This is a genomic window from Inediibacterium massiliense (genome assembly GCF_001282725.1).
Classification (GTDB): domain Bacteria; phylum Bacillota; class Clostridia; order Peptostreptococcales; family Thermotaleaceae; genus Anaerophilus; species Anaerophilus massiliensis.
The window spans coordinates 79743-100317 of the sequence record NZ_LN876583.1; the positions used below are offsets into that span (position 1 = coordinate 79743).

Sequence of the window (20575 nt, forward strand, 5' to 3'; positions counted from 1 at the left end):
ATTGTAGGATAATGATCATTATCCTTTGAAAGTACACTCTTTTGAATATACTTTCAAAGAATAACACCTCTAGTGTACATGATAGATTATACCAAGTATTTCTTATGTAGTCAACATTTTCTAGTGCATGTAATACAAGTGTAATATAAGTTATTTTTTCTTGTATCATCATTTCTTTCTTATATAGGAATATATTTCTAACCTATTTGTTCTTATTATATAAAAAATTAGTTAAAAATACCATTACAAACATATTACAAATCATTACATCCTTTTTACAATACACAAAAAGAGCCCTTTCGGACTCTTTTTATATTCTCTATTACTATTTGATTGTTACTGTTTGAGTAGCTCCATCCCACTCAGCATCTAATCCTAATGCTTTTGCGATAAAGCTTACTGGTAACATTGTTCTTCCATCTTTGATAGTTGCTACAGTATCCATATAGATTGGAGTACCATTTACCATTAATTTGTTGCTTCCGATTTCTACTTGAGCAATTCTATCTCCTTTGAAGATTGTTACTGTTCTTGCTTGCTCATTCCAGATGATGTTTGCATCTTTTACCCCGATAGCTTCTGCAACATATCTTAAAGATAACATTGTTCTTCCATCTTGGATGTATGGTGCTACGTCAGCAGTTTTTGTTACATCTCCAACTTTGTATTCAGCTTGACCGATTACAAAGTTTACTGCTTCACCTGGTTTTGTGTTTTGATCTGCTGGAGTAATTACTCTTGCTCCTACTGTTTCTACTGCATATTCTTCACTGAAGTATCCATCGTCTGTTTTATCTTTGTCGTAGTTTTCTACGATTGCAGATCCACCAACTTTAACATCAATGTCTCCTTCTGCTACTGTACGGTCTAAGTCTAATTTGATTCCTGAAAGTACAATTGTACTTGCTTTACTACTGTCTGAATCTACTGGAATTGTTAATATGTTTTTATCTACTTTTGCTCCGTCAACATCTAAATCTACATTTCCTGTTGTTACTTTGATAGTAGGAATTGCTGTCCATTTTACTGATTCATCTAATGCTACTACTAATGTTTTCTTTCCTTGGATTGCTTCTGATTTTCCTTCTGTGATTGTGATATCTCCGATTTCTTGTCCTTTGATACCTGTTCTTACATCTTTTACATCAACTTTTACATTTATTGGTGCTACTGCTTTTCCTAATACTACTTCAGCTTCTTTGTCTAAGCTTCTTCCTGTTACGTTTGCAATGATATCTCCAGATTTACCTGCTTCTACAGATACAAAGAATTTTAAATAAAGCTCTGCTTGTCCTGTAGTAGTTGCTGTAAATTCTACGTAATTGTCACCTTTGTCTGTAAGTTCTACTTTAGATCCTGCATTTAATGTTCCTTCAATTCCTTGGATATCTTTTACTTTATCAGTATCTTTTGTTACTTCTACACCTAATACTTTTACCCAAGATGGGAATTCTACTCTAGTTTTTCTGTTTGCCAACCATGCATTTTCTACATTTTCTTCAATGATTAATGTTTGTAATTCATGTTCTTCATCACTATAGCTGTCTGCCATTCTTCCAGAGATGATCTCTTTTGCATCTCCATCTGCTTTTACACTTACACTATAATCACAGTATTTTGCAACTACTAAATCTTCACTTGTAATGTCATCTCCACTGATAGATACAGATACATCTCCATAATCTGCATCTTTTTCAGCAGTAACTTGTAATCCTTTGATATAGATTGTTCCTCTTGTAGAAGATGTTGCAGTAGTCATATAAAACTCTAAGTTTCTTCCATCGATTACTGTTTTAGAAGCATCTATAGAAGCTCCTGTTAATCCTCCTGTAAATTCTACATTTACAGATGATCCTACCCATTTGAATCCTGTAGGTAATTTTAATTTTACTTTGCTGTTTGTTACGGCTCCGATTGCTCCGATTTTTGTTTCATCAATTTGGATGTCTTTGATTGTTGCTGTATCAGTAAAATCTTCTACTTTGTCAATTGTAGCAACTGTATCTCCAGCTGCTGCTACTGCAAATGTATAAGTACCTCCACTGATTACACTGTCTCTTCCGTCAACTGTTACTTTTAATTCTCCTTTACCTTGTGCTTCTGCAAGCATTGGGAAACGATAAGCAATTTTGTTTTCTGGAGTGTTGTCTCCATATACTGTCACTTCTACAGTAGTATCATTTAATCTTGTTACCAATGCATTAGATCCATTTGCCATATCTGCTGCAAAATCTCCAGAAGTTAAATCAGAATCATCTAACCACTCTGCATTGTCTAACTTCATTCTGAAAACTTGTTTGGTTGTTGCACTACCAAACTCATCATCACTTTTTTCCTCAATTTTTAACTGAGGTGCTGTAGTTTTGTCTGTAAACTTATAATCATCCTTGATTTGCGGTACTTTGCTCATACTGTTGTCAGTAGCAGCAAATGCGCTCATTGGTACTAATGATACCATTAATGCTAGTACCAATAATAGAGAAAGTTTTCTCTTCATGTAAAATACCTCCTTAAATTTTGTTGTAATTTGTCGAAATTTGTAACCTCTTGGCTACATAAAGATTATATAAATTCATCAATTATAAATCAATGGATTTAACCATTCTGTAATATTGGTAAATGTTTCATGCGAGTATTTTCAATGGGTAGATAGGTTCTAGGTAGGGGGTATTACAGAGAGATTACATACTTTTTTGATAGAATATGTGTTAAAATGGAAATATTAGATGAGAGAGGAGTTTGTATATGAATATAGTAGGACTAATAAAAACAATGCGACCAAAGCAATGGACAAAGAATTTAATATTGTTTGCAGCTATTCTTTTTTCAAATCATCTTTTTGATCTTTACTTTTTAAAGCTTAGTATCATAGGTTTTTTTCTTTTTTGTATTTTTTCTGGAAATGTTTATATTGTCAATGACTTGGTAGATCGTGAAAAGGATAGGATGCATCCGAAAAAATGTATGAGACCTATTGCATCTGGAGCAGTGGGCAGTAAAGAAGCGATTCTTTTTTTAATCATTACTTTATTTGGAGCTTTTTATATTGCTTATAAAATAAATTTTATGTTTTTTGTCATTGGACTTTTGTATTTTTTATTGGTTACCTTTTATTCCTTTGGTTTAAAGCATATTGTCATATTAGATGTGATGACTATTTCCTTAGGGTTTGTTCTAAGAGCTTTAGGAGGTGTAGTCCTTATAGATGTAAGAATTTCTCCGTGGCTTTTATTATGTACTTTTTTATTATCCTTATTTTTAGCACTACATAAAAGAAAAAGTGAAATGGATTGGATAGAAAAAGGGCATAAAACCTCTCGTAAGATTCTTCATGAATATACTCCTGAGCTTTTAAATGATATGCTTCATATTGTTACTTCCTCTACTGTAATGGCATATTCTCTATACACCTTTAGTGCAAGTGGATCTATGTATATGATGGGAACTATTCCTTTTGTCATCTATGGAATTTTTAGATATCAATATATTGTGCATAAAAAAGGGATGGGTGAAAATCCAGAGCTTGTTTTATTAAGTGATATTCCACTCATTATCAATATTCTTTTGTGGGCCATAAGCTGTATTTTCATTTTGTATTTTATATAAATAACACCTGCTGATTTCTATCAGCAGGTGTTATTTTATTCTAATGACTTCATCATTCGATCCATCATAGTAGCCATAGCTATAGCAAATAAAAATAGAAGTGGAAAATTGTATCTTGCTTGTCCTTCATATACAAAATATACGGCTGTTAAAAAAACTGTATTAAAAAATGGAATGAGTAAATCATATGGAAGTTTATATTCTCTTTTAAATAAAGCTATAATCATAGGCTTTATTCCTATAATCATATAAATCATTCCAAAACTTGTTAAAATATAGACTATGATATTTTGATAAGCCATCTTAAAGTTCATGTCTCTTGTATAATTTACTTGTCTTTGTTTTTTCCATGTATCATATTCTTTTTTGATTTTCTCATTATCATTTGCTGTCCATGCTTCTATATCCCAAGTTCCTCCAAAAAAAGTTTCTTCTAATCTTAATGTTCCTAGTTTAAAGAAAGTGATAGGATGAGATAATATCCACTTCTTTCCTTGTGGTTTAATAATAGGCTCTATTTCATGAGCTACTTTCACATTTTTTGTTTTCAATATATTTCTTACTTGTTCTTTTACTTCTTTTGGAGCTTTTACATCCTCTAAATCCATCCATGCTCCTGTAGTATTGTAATCATTGTTGTTGATGTATAATACATATCCAGAGTTATAGGATATTGGGATAAGCCTTCCAAATTTTTTATAATTTCTATAAGTCCATGGAGCAATGACCAGTGTCATAATAATAAATGTTGATCCAAACATTAAAACTGTTTGCTTTAAATTTTTATTTTTAAAATATTCTACACAAGCTACAATCACAGGATATGCCATAAAAAAAGGTTTGGTAAGAGCAGTAACCCCTATAAGCACTCCTAGCATTGGATATTTTATATAAGGATGAAAATCATATACTTGAAAAAATATAATCATACTAAATAAAAATGTAAAAAACACTTCTGTTCCTACTACATTATTATAAGCAATATAATTTGGCAGAAGGACTGTAATCGTATAAGCAGTATAGATGACAAACTTTCTTTTGGTCATCTTTATTAAAATCAAATACACCAAAACAATTGTCAAACTTGATAAAAGTACATTAAATTTTTTCGCAATCATTATATCTGCACTACCAAATATTCTATAGATATATCCTAAAATCATAGGATATCCCATTCCTTGAAAAGCTACAGGAATACGATCCATCGTATGTCCTAAATGCATAAAAATATTTGTTGCAATAGTTTGATAAGCATCAAAATCAAATACAGGCTTACTAGGAACATTATTTATATACCATATCCTAGCATACACCCCTAGTATAAAAATCATCACCACATATATAAAACCTATCATATTTTTCCAGTTTTCATTTTTTCTCATAGTAACCTCCATTTGCTACGTTTTTAGTTCATTATAACATCATAAAAAACATAATTTATTAAAATTGTTTTTAATAAATTTACAAAACATATTGGAACGACACAGGGGTTGTTCCCTACAATTACATCATTTTCTTTTTTGTATCTCACAAACTATCATACACCTATATAAAAGTTTGAATCCATAATATCTTACATATACAAAGATTAGTACCTGACTTTTAAAGTTACATTCCTTTATGTCTATGTTTATCTATTTTATATATACAAAGGTTAGTGAACGACTTAAAAACAATTTTACCAGAAAACTTGATACGTAGAATAAAAAATCCGTAAAGAACCTTCAACTGTTTGAGCGACAGCGAGTTTTGAGTATTTAAAAATGCCAAGGATTTCCTTGGCATTTTTAGTATATCTTTATTTTTCTTTATTTTCAAGAGAAGCCTTTATAAAATCTCTAAACAATGGATGTGGACGAGTTGGCCTTGATTTAAACTCTGGATGGAATTGTCCTGCCACAAACCACGGGTGATCTTTAACCTCTACGATCTCTACTAATCTTTCGTCTGGAGAAATACCACTAATCACAAGACCTGCTGCCATAAGCTGTTCTTTATATTGATTGTTAAATTCATATCTATGTCTATGTCTTTCATAGATTAAATCTTCATTGTAAGCCATCTCAGCCTTTGTATCATCATATACTTTACATGGATAAAGACCTAGTCTCATGGTTCCTCCCATATCCTCTATATCCTTTTGATCAGGCATTAAATCAATAACAGGATATGTGGTATCTGGATTTAACTCTGAACTGTGAGCTCCTTCTAATCTTGCTACATTTCTTGCAAATTCTACTACTGCAAGCTGCATTCCTAAACATATTCCAAAGAAAGGAATCTTGTTTTCTCTTGCATATCGAGTAGCTTCTATCTTTCCTTCTACTCCTCTATCTCCAAATCCACCTGGAACTAAAATACCATCTGCATCCTTTAAATACTCTTTGGCATTTTCTCTTGTAACTTCTTCAGAATGTACCCAATCAATTTCGACTTTTACATCATTAGCAATTCCTGCATGTTTTAAAGCTTCCGCTACAGAAAGGTATGCATCATGAAGCTCTACATATTTTCCAACTAGTGTAATTTTTACTTTTTCTTTAAGATTTCTCTCTTTGTTAACCATTGCTTTCCATTCTGTTAAATCTGGAGTTTGACAATTTAGATTTAATCTATTACATACAATTTGTGCAAGTCCTTCTTTCTCTAACATTAAAGGTACTTCATAAATAGATTCTGCATCCATATTTTGAATGACAGTTCCTGGATCTACATTACAGAAAAGACTAATTTTTTCTTTAATTTCTTCTGTAATAGGTTTTTCTGCTCGACAGACAATAGCATCAGGTTGAATCCCTATTTCTCTTAGCTCTCTTACACTATGTTGTGTAGGCTTTGTTTTTACTTCTCCTGCTTTCCCTAAAAAAGGAAGTAACGTTAAATGAATATACATAACATTTTCTTTTCCTACATCATATTTGATTTGTCTTATGGCTTCTAAGAAAGGTTGACTTTCTATATCTCCCACAGTTCCTCCAATTTCTGTAATCACTACATCAGCACCTGTTTGCTTTCCAGCTCTTAGTACTCTTTCTTTAATTTCATTTGTGATATGAGGAATAACTTGAACTGTTCCTCCTAAGTACTCCCCTTTTCTTTCCTTTGTGATTACAGACCAATAAATTTTTCCTGTAGTCACATTACTATATTTTCCCAAATTTATATCTATAAATCTTTCATAATGTCCTAGATCTAGGTCTGTCTCTGCTCCATCATCTGTTACAAATACTTCTCCATGTTGATAAGGGCTCATAGTACCTGGATCAATATTAATATATGGATCAAATTTTTGGATCGTTACCTTTAACCCTCTTGCTTTTAAAAGTTGTCCTAAAGATGCAGCAGTAATTCCCTTTCCTAAAGATGAGACTACTCCACCAGTGACGAAGATATACTTTGTCATGTGTAAATACTCCTTTCACCATTTCTTAATTATAGTTTTACTGATTCTTTATTTTTCATTCCATATAATTAGAATTAACTTTTTTCAAAAAAAGAGAGAGGCCACCCCTACGGGTGACCTACCTGTATCCGTTTCATCTATATGGCAGGGCACCCATTGTAGGGTGCTCGTTTCACTTATCTTCTTATTATAACTTGATTATTATATCTTATTCCATTATTTGAGTCAATAAACTTTTTCGCTTTTATTTTAATATTTCTATGGCCTTTTCTAGTTGTAAATCTTTTTTCCACATTTCTTCTGTTTTTTGCTGAATTTTATCTCTTGTTTCTAAGGTTAATACTCCATTTTCAGTGATTCCGTTTTCTCTTTGAAATTTTTTGATGGACTCTTGAGTATTTACATCTAATATAGCAGTCAGTTTAATTTCTTTTTTTCCTAAGAAATTTAATCTTTGTTGGGCACCATATACATTTAAACCTTTTTCATTTAAAGTATACTCATGATCTTCAAGCATAGGTGCAAGATAATTGAGTAGATCTGGATCTAATCTCATATCTTCTACTAAAATATCTGGGTTGATTCCTACTTTGTCTATAGATCTTTTATGAGCCGTTAAATATTCTGCCATAGTCAATTTAATAGCCCCTCCATAATCCAGAGGAACAGTTTGTTGTACAGTTCCTTTTCCATAAGTAGTATTTCCTACAATCGTCCCTACTTTATCATCTTGTATAGCTCCTGTAACAATTTCTGCTGCACTAGCTGTATTTTCATTTACTAATACAACTAATTTCACATTTTGTGGATCTTTTATTCCTGTTATTGTTTCTTCTTCCCCTTTGAATTTTATATATACAATAGGATTGTTCTTTGGAGTAAAAAAGTCTGCTACAGCTACTCCTTCCTGCAAAAGTCCTCCTGGATTGTCTCTTAAATCTAGTATTATCTTTTTAATACTTTTTGTATTAAATTCTTCTAAATCTTTTTTTACATTTTGACTTGCATTTTGATTAAATTCATTTATTTTTATGTATCCTATTTGATGATCTAATATTTTACTTGTTGTAGGATTTACTTGAACAATGTCTCTTGTTAAAGTAACTTCTTGTTTTTTTCCTTCTCGTTCAATGATTAAATAAATAGTTGTATTTGCATCTCCTAATAAATAATTTGTTGCTTCTTTTAATGTCATACCTTCCATATTGTGTCCATTAATAGAAAGAATACTATCTCCAAACTTTAGTCCTGCTCCTTGAGCTGGAGAATTCTCCATCGGCTCCACAATAACCAATCGACCTTCTTTGACAGAAACAACTGCACCAATTCCTGCATACACTCCTAAACTTTCTTTATTAAACTCTTCATATTCTCTTTGATTCATATATCCACTATGATCATCTAAATATAGAAAAAGTCCTTTGTAGGCTCCTTCCATAAGTTGTTCTTCTGTTACATCTCCATGATAAAATTCTTCTATACAAGAAATCATGACTTTTAAATATTCTATTCTTTCATCTAAATTATGAAACTTTTTAACTGGCTCTTGACCATAAGTCACACTTGTACATACTAAAGAAAAAATTAACGTCAATATTAATAAAGTTCTTTTCCTTCGTTGTAACATTTTAGCACCTTCTTTATTTATTATAGATGTTTTTATTATATCACGAATCTATACAATAAAAAGTATAATTCTTATACTGTTGATAAGTAAGTTTTTAGAAAAAGTATAAAATAGTGACGGATTTTATGACTTTTCTACAAACTCAAAGAGCAGAATTTCTTCTGCCCTTTATTAATGGAAATTTATAATATTTTCTCTATAATCCTTTTGTAAATCCTTTTGTAAAAATTCTAAAAATCTAACAAGCATGACAGATGCTTCAGCTCTTGTAATAGGTTTATTGGGATTAATACGATTTAAACTATCTCCACCTACTAAATTGATTTCTCTTGCCATGTATATACTATCCTTTGCCCACATAGGAATTTCTCTATCATCTGTAAAGGAAGTGTAAAATCCTGGTGCAGGAGCTTTAGAATCAAATCCTAATGCCTTAATTAAAACAGTAATAGCCTCTGCCTTTGTCAAAGGTTCTTTCGATCCAAAGAGATCTTTTGATATTCCTTGAATCAACCCTTTGTCTACTGCATCCTTTACATAAGGATATATAGGATCTTTGATATCTATATCTTGAAATACTGATTTTTCTTTTGGCGCATTTCTTTTTTTAGTTTTCTTCTCTTCTTGTATGGTAGGCCTGATGTTGCAAGCCTTCATGACAGCTTTTACAAATTCTCCCCTTGTAAACGATACATCAGGTTTAAAAAATGAAGAATTTTCATCAAACACATCTAATGAATACAATTTGTTGATAGAACCTTGTGCCCAATGCCCTCCAATATCTCTAAACTTTGGGATTACCAATCTTTCAAGCTTTGGAACCATTTCTTTTTTAAGTTCTACAGTTCCTATGTTTCTTCTTTTATTATCTATTTTGTCATCTTTGACTCTTGGAAGATCATATTCATATCTTGTGACCATTTCTTCATTTGTCACTCTTATATGCCCTCCATTAAAGCTTGAAAAACTGGCTTCATTGGCTGAATACTTTAAAGTTTTAGATAAACTATCAGAAACTTGAGCTTTGACTGTAGCTGACCATGTACTGTCTTCCTCTTCTTTATCTTTTTCGTTTGCTTTTTTCGTACTTGTAATTGTATAATCTAATATTTGTGTTTCTGTACCCCCCCAGAAATTTTTATACCCTACATTTCCTCCAGTCATTTCTACAATAACTTCTCCTTCATCTTTATTGAAGGTATAATATTTTCTTGCCTTTAAATTTCCAGAATAAAAATCTGATGCAGGACGATTGTCTATAATATCTGATTTGGATAATTCATATCCACCATCCTTTAAAAGTTCATATTTATTCTTACCAATTTTAATCGATTCCTTAAATGATTTTAAAGTAGTTTGTCCTATAGTTTGCCCTTTGTCATTTCTTTTATCATAAATGGTTTCTAAATCTACTTTTCGATCAAGCTTGTCTCCATTTGGTGTTTTTAATTTAAAGGTATAGGTAGTAGTTTTTTCTGTATCCTTTTCATTTTCTTTGACCTCTACCGTTCCTGTAAATTTCATAGGCTCTCCTGTAATGAATACCATCTCTTCATACTCGTACTCATTGTTCACTCCTCCAGAAAACCCAGGGAGCTGTGCCCATACACTTATAGGAACAATGATCATACAAACGGCTATAAAACTTGCTATGATTTTTTTCATATTCTCTCCCCCTTATTTTACAATCACTACTTTTGCGGTAAAATCATCTCTGACTACATATAATCGATCACTAGGTTTTAACAACTCAGGCGAAATAACCTTTCCATCCTTAATAATCATAGCTTTTCTTAAATTTACTCTAATGGTTGAATTTTTTATCATCCATTTATCGTGACGATAGCTGTAATCTTTTCCATCTCTTAAAGAAACTGTCCATCCTACTTGTGGGTCATCTTCAATTTTTTCTATACTTCCAGTAGTTACTCTATGTTTGCTTAAAGAATCTAGGCTTTTTTGTACCATAATTCCACATATCCTATCTCCATCTGTATAAGCATAAGAATACCAATCTTTTAAATTTTTATCTCTTGAAGATTTTGTATCTTCATCTACTGCATAATCTTTGGCAAAAAATTCTTTTGCAGAAACATATTTTTGATTTTCTAAATCATAAATCATAGTATCTTGATCATAGTATAATTCTTTTTCATCACTTTCTTTTCTTGTTCGATAGGATTCCCATTCATGATCATTTAAAAGATAAAAATCCTTTAGATAAACTGAATCTTCAAATATTCTACTCATTCTACCTGCATAAATATAATTTTGTCCTATATTAGAATTGTTCAGATCTTCATTGTATATACTGATCACATCTGCAACTTGATTCGTTCCTCTTCCATCTGCTACAATAAACGCATCTGCATTTGGAGTAATAGCATCTTTGTCTACCAATCTTCCATTTTTAATAATCATAGTACCTTCTGTAAAACTAATATTTTTCTTGTTTTTCAATTCAAATTGATCTGCATACCAATTGATTTTTTCAATTTTATCTGAGTAACTTCTTTCATATTGATTTTTAAGTACCATTTTTTCAATTTTGTCTGTTCCAAAGAAATCCTTCATAGCTAGATACGCCATTTTTCCTCTATAGTATTTTAAATTTTCATAAGGAACTTTTTGTCCTCCTATATAAAGAGGAAGATCTGAACTATAAGGAATTGAAATACTACTATTTACTTCTTCCCATTTTCCATTTTTAAATACTTCTACTTTATCAAACACAATCTTATCTTCTAAATCATCTGCTCTTTTTATGACTCCTTTATAGAGATCTTTGATTAAAATGCTATTTCCTTCTATATTAAGTCTACTAATCACATCTGAATTAATTTCATCAAAATATAGTTTTACTTTATCTCCTTCATATAAAGAAGATAGAAGTGTATCTGTCCCTTTTTTAAGTGTAATGGTGGCAGGAGAAGTAAAGTAAGTTTCATCTCCCATAGGAGTTTTTACTACTAGCTGATCTCTATCAATTTTTTTGACTATTCCAGACCTTACCTTTCCCCCTGGAGGAATGTATCCTGGATTTTGTGTAGAATAACTTTCAAGAAGTGTTAAGCTTCTTCCTTTGATTTGTCCATACACTTCCATACCTGCTTTAAAATCTTTTAGAGTAACAGGAATTTGGTCAATCGTACATATCCCTTTGTTAGAAAGAGGAAGAAGATGGACTGTTCCATCATATTCCTCTATTTTGATTTGATTGTCTATAATTTCCTTTACATATCCTTCTATCTCTCCACTTCTATAGGGCGTTATATAGTCTGCAAAGCTCATCATCGAAGTGAGTAATATTAGTACTATACTTATACAAATTTTCTTCATGATTACCTCCTACTTCCTATTACGGAGAATCTTCCTAAGTTTTGACTCAGTCCTGTAATGGCATAGCTTCCTTCATTTCCATTTGCAATAGGTAGCCACTGCCTAGTTTCTTCATTGTAACGAGCTAAATACATATTTTTTGTTCTTCTTACATCTGCTTTTGTGCGATCTACATCCATTGTAATTTGTACATATGAAGGGAGATAATTCATTGGAGTATTTTCTCTTTCTACATATACCGAAGCTTTAAGTTCATATTCTTTTGATAATGAAGTCATACTACTTACATTAGACATATTTTTAACTTGAGAAATCATAAATTTTATCCCTGAATCCTTTTTATTTTTATTTTCCCTTACTTTTTCTGAATAAAAAGATTTTGGATTCATTTTAATATTAAAATCTGATCCTATAATATTAATATCTTTTGCATCAGCTCTCGCAGCTACATAAGATGGAATAGAAATCACTACATCTTTTGCTCCTGCCAAATTTCCTCTTGTTAAATCAATATCTAAATTTTGATCATAATCGTCCTCTCCAATAATGATGTTTACAAGATTTCCTTGTCTTTCGATCTTTGTTTTTTCTCCTAATTCTCCATCTGTATCCTTAGGACCTACAGTAGATCCTGTTTTTACTTCATTACTTTCCATGGAATATTTAGATCCTCCAAATTTTCCAATAGCTGTTACTACAAATTTGTATCTAGTTTTTGGCTCTAGGTCCTCATATACAAAAGAGGTAAGCTCAGTACTTCCTACAAATTCTTTTTTATGACCATCTACTACTACATAAATTTCATATTCCTTAGCATCCTTTACTTCATTCCAATTGACTTTTATATATTGATCATATACAATCTCTGCTCTTACCCCTGTAGGAGTAGGTAACTCCGGAAGACCATATTTGATATTTTCATAAATGTCACTTGCCCCCATATCTGGATTGATGACTATGATTCCTTTTGTATCAATTTTTCCAGCAGGAGTTTTAACTATAAGTGTTCCTTCATCTATGAATTTTACTTCAGCTGCATCTGTTCCTTCTAGTAATTTATAAGGTTCACCTTTGATATAGATGATTTCTCCTTTGTCTTCTTTACTTCCTTGTTCAGTAGATGGAACAAATACTACTCTTGCTCCTTCTATAAAACCTGAACCTTTTATCTTGATTTCTTCTCCGCCTTCTACAGAAATAGTATCTATTACACTTGTTTCCGTAGAATCTTTTGGATCTACTACTGAAACAATTTGTGGAGCACTCAAATAAGTATATTGACCAGTAGGGTCGGATCTTTCCCCATCAGGATTTTCTACTACAACTTGAAAATCTCCTGGTTCATGTGGTGGAGTAATAATCTTTATAGTTTTATAATCTATTAGCTTAACATTTTCTTTTGGAACCATCATCTCTCCAATATATACAGATAGTCCTTCTCTAAAATCCTTTCCTTTTATAACAACTGTTGTGCCTCCACTACTAGGTCCCTGATCTGGAGTTACAGATTCAATAGATGGTCCTGTTTCTCCCTTTGTAACTTGAATATATATAGGAGGAGTCAATTCATCTGATGCAGCATTTCCATAATCTTCATTACTTACAATTACTCTAAATAGCTTTCCTACATTTTTTTCATCTACTAAAGGCATAGTAAAAGTCAATTTATTAGGAAGCTGATACGTAATATCCTTGGCTCCTATAACTATATCCCCTATTTGAATGGTAGCATTTTCTCTAAAATCAGATCCTAAAATTGATATGATATTTCCACCTTTGTAAGATACCTTTTGAAGTTTTACTTGTTTTTCATCTATCTTTTCTAAAACTGGATTTTTTCCGTCTTTCGTAATATTTATAATCTTAGGTTTACTATCAGGATTTTTATATTCAAAATTTGTTGCAACTTCTCCTCCATCTGGATTAATTATTGTAACAGGTACTACCCCTACCGTATAGTACGAAGGAGTGTGAACAACTATTTGTCCTGAATTGATATACTCTACCTTCGGTGCATACCCTCTTTCTATAAATAGTCTCCTATCGGAAAGTTCAAATTTAATCCATTCATCTCCTTTATTTGGATTTACATATGAATGTACCTCTCCTGCAGTATCTGTATAAGTTAATAGACCAACAGGTACATAAACAGTTTCATCCTTATAAGGTAATGTCACAGAATAACTTTGTTGATTCTCCATAATACTAATCTTTAGAGTATCATCTACCCCATTGTACTGTACAGAAAGTCCTCCATCAAGTTGTACACTTGTTCTACCATTATCAATTCTTCCTGAGTTTTCTACTTCTCTTGGAATATTTTTATTGGTAATTTTACCAAATCTTACAATTACTTGAGAAACATCTTTAATGATATAATCATTTCCGCTTTTATCATATACTTTGATATTACTTTCATAAAAATCTTTTCCTTTGATCTCTACTCGATCTCTACCTTGCTTTTTCCCTCCATTTGGAGAAATACTCGTAATAGTAGGATTAGAAGATTCATAAGTATAGCTAACTTTATTAGATATTCCTGAATCATTATTGACTACATATACTTGTGTAGGTCCTGCTTTTCCCTCTGGTGCAATAACTTTTAAATAACCATTGTCAAACTCTACAACTTCTGCTTCTGTACTCCCAAAGTAAACTTTAGGAAGTACTGGTACAACAATCTCTTTATATTTTTCTTTATATTTTTCCTTAAGATCATCTACTCTTTTTCCTGTAAAATCATCTGGTCCTTCTACTCCTGTATCTGGTTTGTCCGTTTTTATGCTATAGTGGTTTAAATCCCTATAGAGTTCCTCTTGATCCCATTTTTCATTTCTATTATTATCATTATAAGGTTCATAGAATCTAAAATCATCCCCTGTAATTTCTACATAATTCCCTCCAGATGCTTTTCCTTGTACCGGAATAATTTTGTGAATAACAGGATGAGAAATCGGCACAATATAAGTAAATCCATCTTGTTTGCTTGCACTTCCTCCATCTGGATTGACAATTACTACTGCAACTGCCAATCGATCTGTTCCATATTCTTTTTGTATATCTACATTCAGTTTTGGAACTACCACTTCTAGGGAAGTACCATCCACGCCTACAATCACATCTTTATCTAGAACTTGTACTCCGTTTATATACACTTTTGTCTTTTCTGTTCCATTATCTATAAAACATTCTCTACCTTCTACTCTTTTTCCAGTAATCTTAATTCTATATCCTCCATCTACAGACCCTTCTTTTGGATCAATTTTTTCAATGTTAGGCCTGCTGGTAGGTTGTGTATAATAGTAAAATCCTTCTTGATCTACTTTACTATCTTTTTTAGTATCTGGATTCTCCACTGTAACATCATAATACCCATCTCCCGGAAGAACTGGAACTGTAAAATACAACTTGTTAATATTAATCACTTGTACTCTATTTCCCACAATCATTTTATTTTCATTTACTTTAAAAGGTGTCATGAGCTTTAATTCTAATGTATCTGATCCAGTTTTACTAGTAAGTTTTAGTACATCATTTGATCCATCCTCTTCTATGGTAACTACATATGATGCTCCTCCATCTTTGTCAGCTATGATTTCATTTCCTGATAAATAAATGCTATATCTTTGATCTGATCCATTAGATAATATAGTTTTATTTTGTAAATTTTTATCTATAGTATAGTATTTTCCTAGACTTGATTTGTTCTCTAAAATAATACTTTGATAATAATCTTCTAACTTTAATTGATTATTTACGATTCTTAAGATTTTCCCTACTTTATTTTCATCTATTTCATTAGGAGCCTTATAAGGTAATAATGTTATTTTTTTTGTATTTTCATCTATATTGTACTCATTAATATCTTTACCCTCTAATAAAATCCTAGTTCCAATAAGCTTATATGCGTCTTCTTTAGTAGCTGTAGGATCAGGCTTTAGAAAGTTTTCTCCTTCTACTACTACAAGTGTCCCTGTCTTACCTGATTTAGGATTGAATTGAATCAATTTTGGATTTGTATATGTTTTTACATAAACAAAAGGATGAATAGCAATCCCACCTTCTGGGTTAAGCACTTGTAACTGAGTTTCTCCCTCTCTTCCTGGTGGTGCTTTAAAAGTAATTTTCTTTCCATCTCCTTGTAAAGTAATACCTTCTACTTCCTTACCATCAATAATTACTTTTACCCCTTCCTGAAAGTTAGATCCTGTAATAGTCACCGTCTCTCCTCCGCCTATTGTTACTACATTGGGAACTACACTTTCTATAACAGGTTTTTTATTTTGAGAAGGTAAGACAAACTCTACTGCATCTGGTTTATTTACATAAAGACCCTCTTCAATAGAATTTCTTACAGGATTGATAACTTTCACAGCAACTTTCCCAACAGTTTCCATATTTGTATCTTTTGGGATATTTACTAATATCTTGCTTCCTATTTCATTTCCTTCACTTCCATCTAATTCTTTTCCTTGCTTGTCAAATACTTTTAAATACAATTCTGGATTTGATTTATCTCCTGTATCATTTTTGTTAAGTCTGATTCCATTTCCAAATTCAATAATAGGATATCTTATTATTTCTTTTCCACTGGAATCTTTATATTTGTGAATTAGAAAATTTTCTCCATAAATAGCAATCATTCTATCATATTCTTCAGAAATTTTGTATTCTAAAGGTACCTCGGATACTTGAAGAACTTGTATTTTTTCTGGAGTAATACTTGTAATTTGAGGTTTAGTCTTACTTAAAATATAAGTATATCCATTTTTCAATTCTGCTCGATCTTTAATAACAACAGCATTTTTACTCGTATCTTCAAATTCAAAAGTAGTCACTGTCTCTACAATAACATCCTTGATAGGATTTGTTTCTGCATCTGTAATACTAGGAGTAATCACACTCATCCTATCGATATTATCTGTAAAATTGTAATCATAATCTGATCCATCAGGTTTTTTTGTAAATTTACAAATTCCTCCTATAATAACCCTCACTGTTCTTTTTGCTGATTTTACTTTTTGTCCATTGTAGCTCCCTGTAGAATACTTAATCTCCATATTTGTTTCATCTGTTGTACCATCTGGATTTTTACTCATATTTACTTCTTTATAGGCTTTATCATCTGGTTGAAATTGAGGCGTATTTAAAGTTCCGAAAAATACTCCAGACAATTCTACCTTTGATCCTGAATCTGGACCTTTATTAGGTTCTACTGAAAGAATTTTAATCTTTTGTTCTGCATCAATAACTGTAAATTTTTCAAAGTTAGGAGATTGTCCTATAATAAGCATTTTATAAATAGATTGATTTGGGTCTGCCCCTGGTGGAATCTTATTGGTGAGTACTACATAATACTCTCCTTGCTTCAAATTAGCAGGTACATGAGTTGTCAGTACTTGTTTTCCATCAATACTAGGATCAAATCTAGTATCTGTGCCTTTGTTTTCATTGGTATATAAATCATTTAATTTTTCCAAAAAAAACACATCAAAATTATCTAGTCCCGTGGTCGCTGTAAATAGCACTTCATCTCCAGGTCTTCCTCTATTTGGATTCATAATCAATCCATCTATTGAAATAGTATCTACTAAAGTAAATTGATTCAGATAAGTATTTTGAATGGTAATTTGAACATCCTTTTTTCTACTGCCATCAGAGGAAAAATCTATATCCTTTATAGTACTTTCCTTTTTTAAAATTACATTTTGAGTTCCAGCAACCCCTCTTAATTGTTCTTTAGGAATTGTTACTGCTGAAGTATTCGTAAAAAGAGTATTAGGAATGGTATAAACTCCTCCTGCTCCTGCTGTATTTTGAAAATATGCTGAATGACCTATTTCATTGTTTATTTTATCCAAATTAGAACCTGTAAAAGTAATAGGATCTTCTCCTATCTTTACGCTTCTTTTGTCTACACTTAAAAGAGTAGGTAATGCTTTTTGTTCAATAGGAATGCTAGTATTTCCTACAATAATACTATCTCCTACAATATCTCCCTTTACGATAAATTCCTGTACTGTTTCAAAGTTTACAACAGGATTGGTGAGCACGATAGTTCCTGTAGGAGTAAATGTACTTACCTCAATGCCTTTTAAGTAATTTCCTTGAATGGTAAGCTTGGTCTCACTTACATCATAACCTCCATTATTATAAATTTTAGTAATGGCTACATGACTTACATAGTATTTATCTGGATCATAAGCAAAGCTTTGTATATCTTGCCAAGGCATCATTCCCATAACCATGGAGAATATAATTAAAAAAGATACAATTCTTTTTCTCAAAATAATACCACCTTTCTAGTTTGCTACAACTACAAATATTCCAACTCTAGGACTTGCCAATTCTACTTTTCCATCTATTAAGTTAATTGTGGCATACTCTTCATAAAAATTTCTTGTAACTTCGTCATATCTTAGAACCTTTACATTTTGGGCTACGCCAGATTGAAAAGGAATACCAAGTCTTATATTATCTATCTTAAAGTTTTTACCTGATACTTGTATAAAATCTGATAAAACTCCTTTTCCTCTTAACTTTCCTTTTAAAGTTTTTGCTACCAATGGCTCTACTCTTCCTAAAGACATTTCAATTTTGTCATCATTTCCATAAGGATCTAATGTAAGTCCATAAAGAGTAATATCTGCCCATTTTGATTTTGTCTTAAGCATCCCGATCTTATATCTTTTTTCTCCTTCATACCAGATTTTTCTGATATATGTATCTGTACCCATAGCTTCATCTAAATCTACATTAAGCTCTCTTACATTAATATCACTTGGAGAAATTAATAAAGTATCTTTGCTTATTTTTAAATCTCCTCTTACCTCTCCATATTTTCCATTTTCTTTTATTTTATATTCTTCATTTGGAATATCATCTTTGTCTCCTGATTTTATTACACTCAAAGTTCCATAAAGAATTCTTTGATGGTTTTTATCATTTTCTACTAAAATATCATATATTCCATCTTCTAAATGATCTCTTCCACTTGGTAAATATACCTTAATCAAAGAAGAACTAATTACTATCACATCTGCTGCTTCTATATCATTAAAATAAACTCTTACTTTTCCTTCTGTATCAAAAAAATCTCCTTTTAAATATAAAGGTTCATTCTCATCATAATCCTCTGGAATGGTTCCCGTAGAAATTTCTTGGACTTGAGGCATAGATGTAGTTCTAAAGGTCCACTCTAACGAATCATTTCCTGCTATTGTATCGCTATAACACACTATATCTGGTGGCAAGATCACTTGATAAGTAGTTTGAGCCCTTAAATTTTTTACTGGAATATATAAAATAGCTTCTTGATTTTTCTTTACAAATACATATTTATCTTTATATTCCTTTATTTGTTTTTCTTCTAAATTTAGAATATCATCTATCCATTGGAAATCTACTAGATTTCCTGTTCCTCCTGCTGATCTTACAATACAGCTTTTAAGATCTTCTATATTACTAAGCTCTAGTGTATTATCTTCATCTTTAAATACTACCTTTATAAATTGATGCCCTCTCGTAACATCATCTACTGTATCATGGTTAATATTCTTTTCATCATACCAAGGTCTTTCATTTTCTGAAGACGGATATTTACTTTTCACTACAGGCTTGCCTTTTCCTTCAATATGTAATAAATGATTACTAGTATCCTGTCCATATACAAAACTACTTACTGTCTCTTTATATACTTCATGCCCTACAGAATAATTTTTATTATCTAAATAAGACCCATTTTCAAAAGTAAGTTTTAATAAATAATCTCCTGAATTGTCCTCTAAGGATAAATCATTTCTTAAATCACCTTTAATCCCTATATCTATTTGGGTAGGATTATTTATTTTTACATTTTTTAAATCAATTTGAAACTCTTTAAAGGCCTTTCCTCCATGAGGTTCTAACCATGCTTTTATAATGTGTTGGTGAAAATTTGTTCCTATAACTGAAAATACTTGATCTGAATCATGAATGTCTTTAATCTTCAAATTATTATTTTTCAACTCATTAATCGTCTTTTTTGATGTTAAATGATCTGGTTCTGTATAAATATCTAATATAATCGCCTCTACCCCTCGTTTTTCTTTCGTTTGAAAAATTCCTTTAGGGATAAATATTTTATAATGTTTGCCCTTTTCTAAGTTTTTTTTGAAAACTCCATTTTGATCTGCCTGCACTGGATATAAATAAACTTCTGTTTTGTTGACTTCATTCTCTTCTGTATATTTTATCTTATAATCCCTCATTTTTAATTTTTTTGATGGCTCATCCAAGTCTTCTATAGTAATAGCCTCTAAAACTTTTTCTTTTGCTTCTTTAGGATATACAGCTTCAGCTACTGTAAGAACAATAGGATCATTCTCTCCAAATGAAGGAGTATGAATAAATGTACATTCTCCCTGTTCTACACTCCCTTTCGTATCTCTACTTAATATATCAGATACATCCCAATAAAGAGGCACTTCCTCTCCATAAACAACTTGAAATGGAATGGCCATAAAAATTAGTACCATACTTAAAAATAAATAAAATCCTCTACATTTTCTCATCTTCTTTTGCATCACTTAGATGCACTCCCCCTCTCTTAGATATCTTTC

The 20575-nt window shown here is 31.3% G+C and carries 9 protein-coding genes; 1 reads left to right on the forward strand and 8 read right to left on the reverse strand.

The window, feature by feature from the left end:
* Window positions 1–325: 325 nt before the first annotated feature.
* A complete protein-coding gene (locus tag BN2409_RS00800; protein WP_053954760.1) occupies window positions 326–2497 on the reverse strand; it encodes a copper amine oxidase N-terminal domain-containing protein in 2172 nt (723 codons plus the stop codon).
* A 248-nt stretch (window positions 2498–2745) separates the two neighbouring features.
* Between BN2409_RS00800 and BN2409_RS00805 the strand changes: the two genes are divergently transcribed.
* Window positions 2746–3606, forward strand: coding sequence for a decaprenyl-phosphate phosphoribosyltransferase (locus tag BN2409_RS00805; protein ID WP_053954761.1), 861 nt, complete (start codon window positions 2746–2748; stop codon window positions 3604–3606).
* A 35-nt stretch (window positions 3607–3641) separates the two neighbouring features.
* Here the strand turns inward: BN2409_RS00805 and BN2409_RS00810 are convergent, their stop codons facing one another.
* The 7 genes from BN2409_RS00810 to BN2409_RS00840 form a co-directional block, all read right to left on the reverse strand.
* Window positions 3642–4988, reverse strand: a complete 1347-nt coding sequence (locus tag BN2409_RS00810) for a glycosyltransferase family 39 protein (protein ID WP_053954762.1) — start codon at window positions 4986–4988, stop codon at window positions 3642–3644.
* A 416-nt stretch (window positions 4989–5404) separates the two neighbouring features.
* Window positions 5405–7009, reverse strand: a complete 1605-nt coding sequence (locus BN2409_RS00815; RefSeq protein WP_053954763.1) for a CTP synthase — start codon at window positions 7007–7009, stop codon at window positions 5405–5407.
* Window positions 7010–7253: 244 nt separating this feature from the next.
* Window positions 7254–8636 (reverse strand): S41 family peptidase, encoded by a 1383-nt coding sequence (locus BN2409_RS00820; protein WP_053954764.1) that lies wholly within the window; start codon window positions 8634–8636, stop codon window positions 7254–7256.
* 171 nt (window positions 8637–8807) lie between these two features.
* Complete coding sequence (locus BN2409_RS00825) at window positions 8808–10301, reverse strand: S-layer homology domain-containing protein (protein ID WP_053954765.1); 1494 nt, start codon at window positions 10299–10301, stop codon at window positions 8808–8810.
* Between the two features lie 12 nt (window positions 10302–10313).
* Window positions 10314–11975 (reverse strand): hypothetical protein, encoded by a 1662-nt coding sequence (locus tag BN2409_RS00830; RefSeq protein ID WP_053954766.1) that lies wholly within the window; start codon window positions 11973–11975, stop codon window positions 10314–10316.
* Window positions 11976–11977: 2 nt separating this feature from the next.
* Window positions 11978–18262, reverse strand: a complete 6285-nt coding sequence (locus BN2409_RS00835) for an IPT/TIG domain-containing protein (RefSeq protein ID WP_053954767.1) — start codon at window positions 18260–18262, stop codon at window positions 11978–11980.
* 15 nt (window positions 18263–18277) lie between these two features.
* Window positions 18278–20539, reverse strand: coding sequence for an IPT/TIG domain-containing protein (locus BN2409_RS00840; RefSeq protein WP_207642551.1), 2262 nt, complete (start codon window positions 20537–20539; stop codon window positions 18278–18280).
* Window positions 20540–20575: the final 36 nt, after the last annotated feature.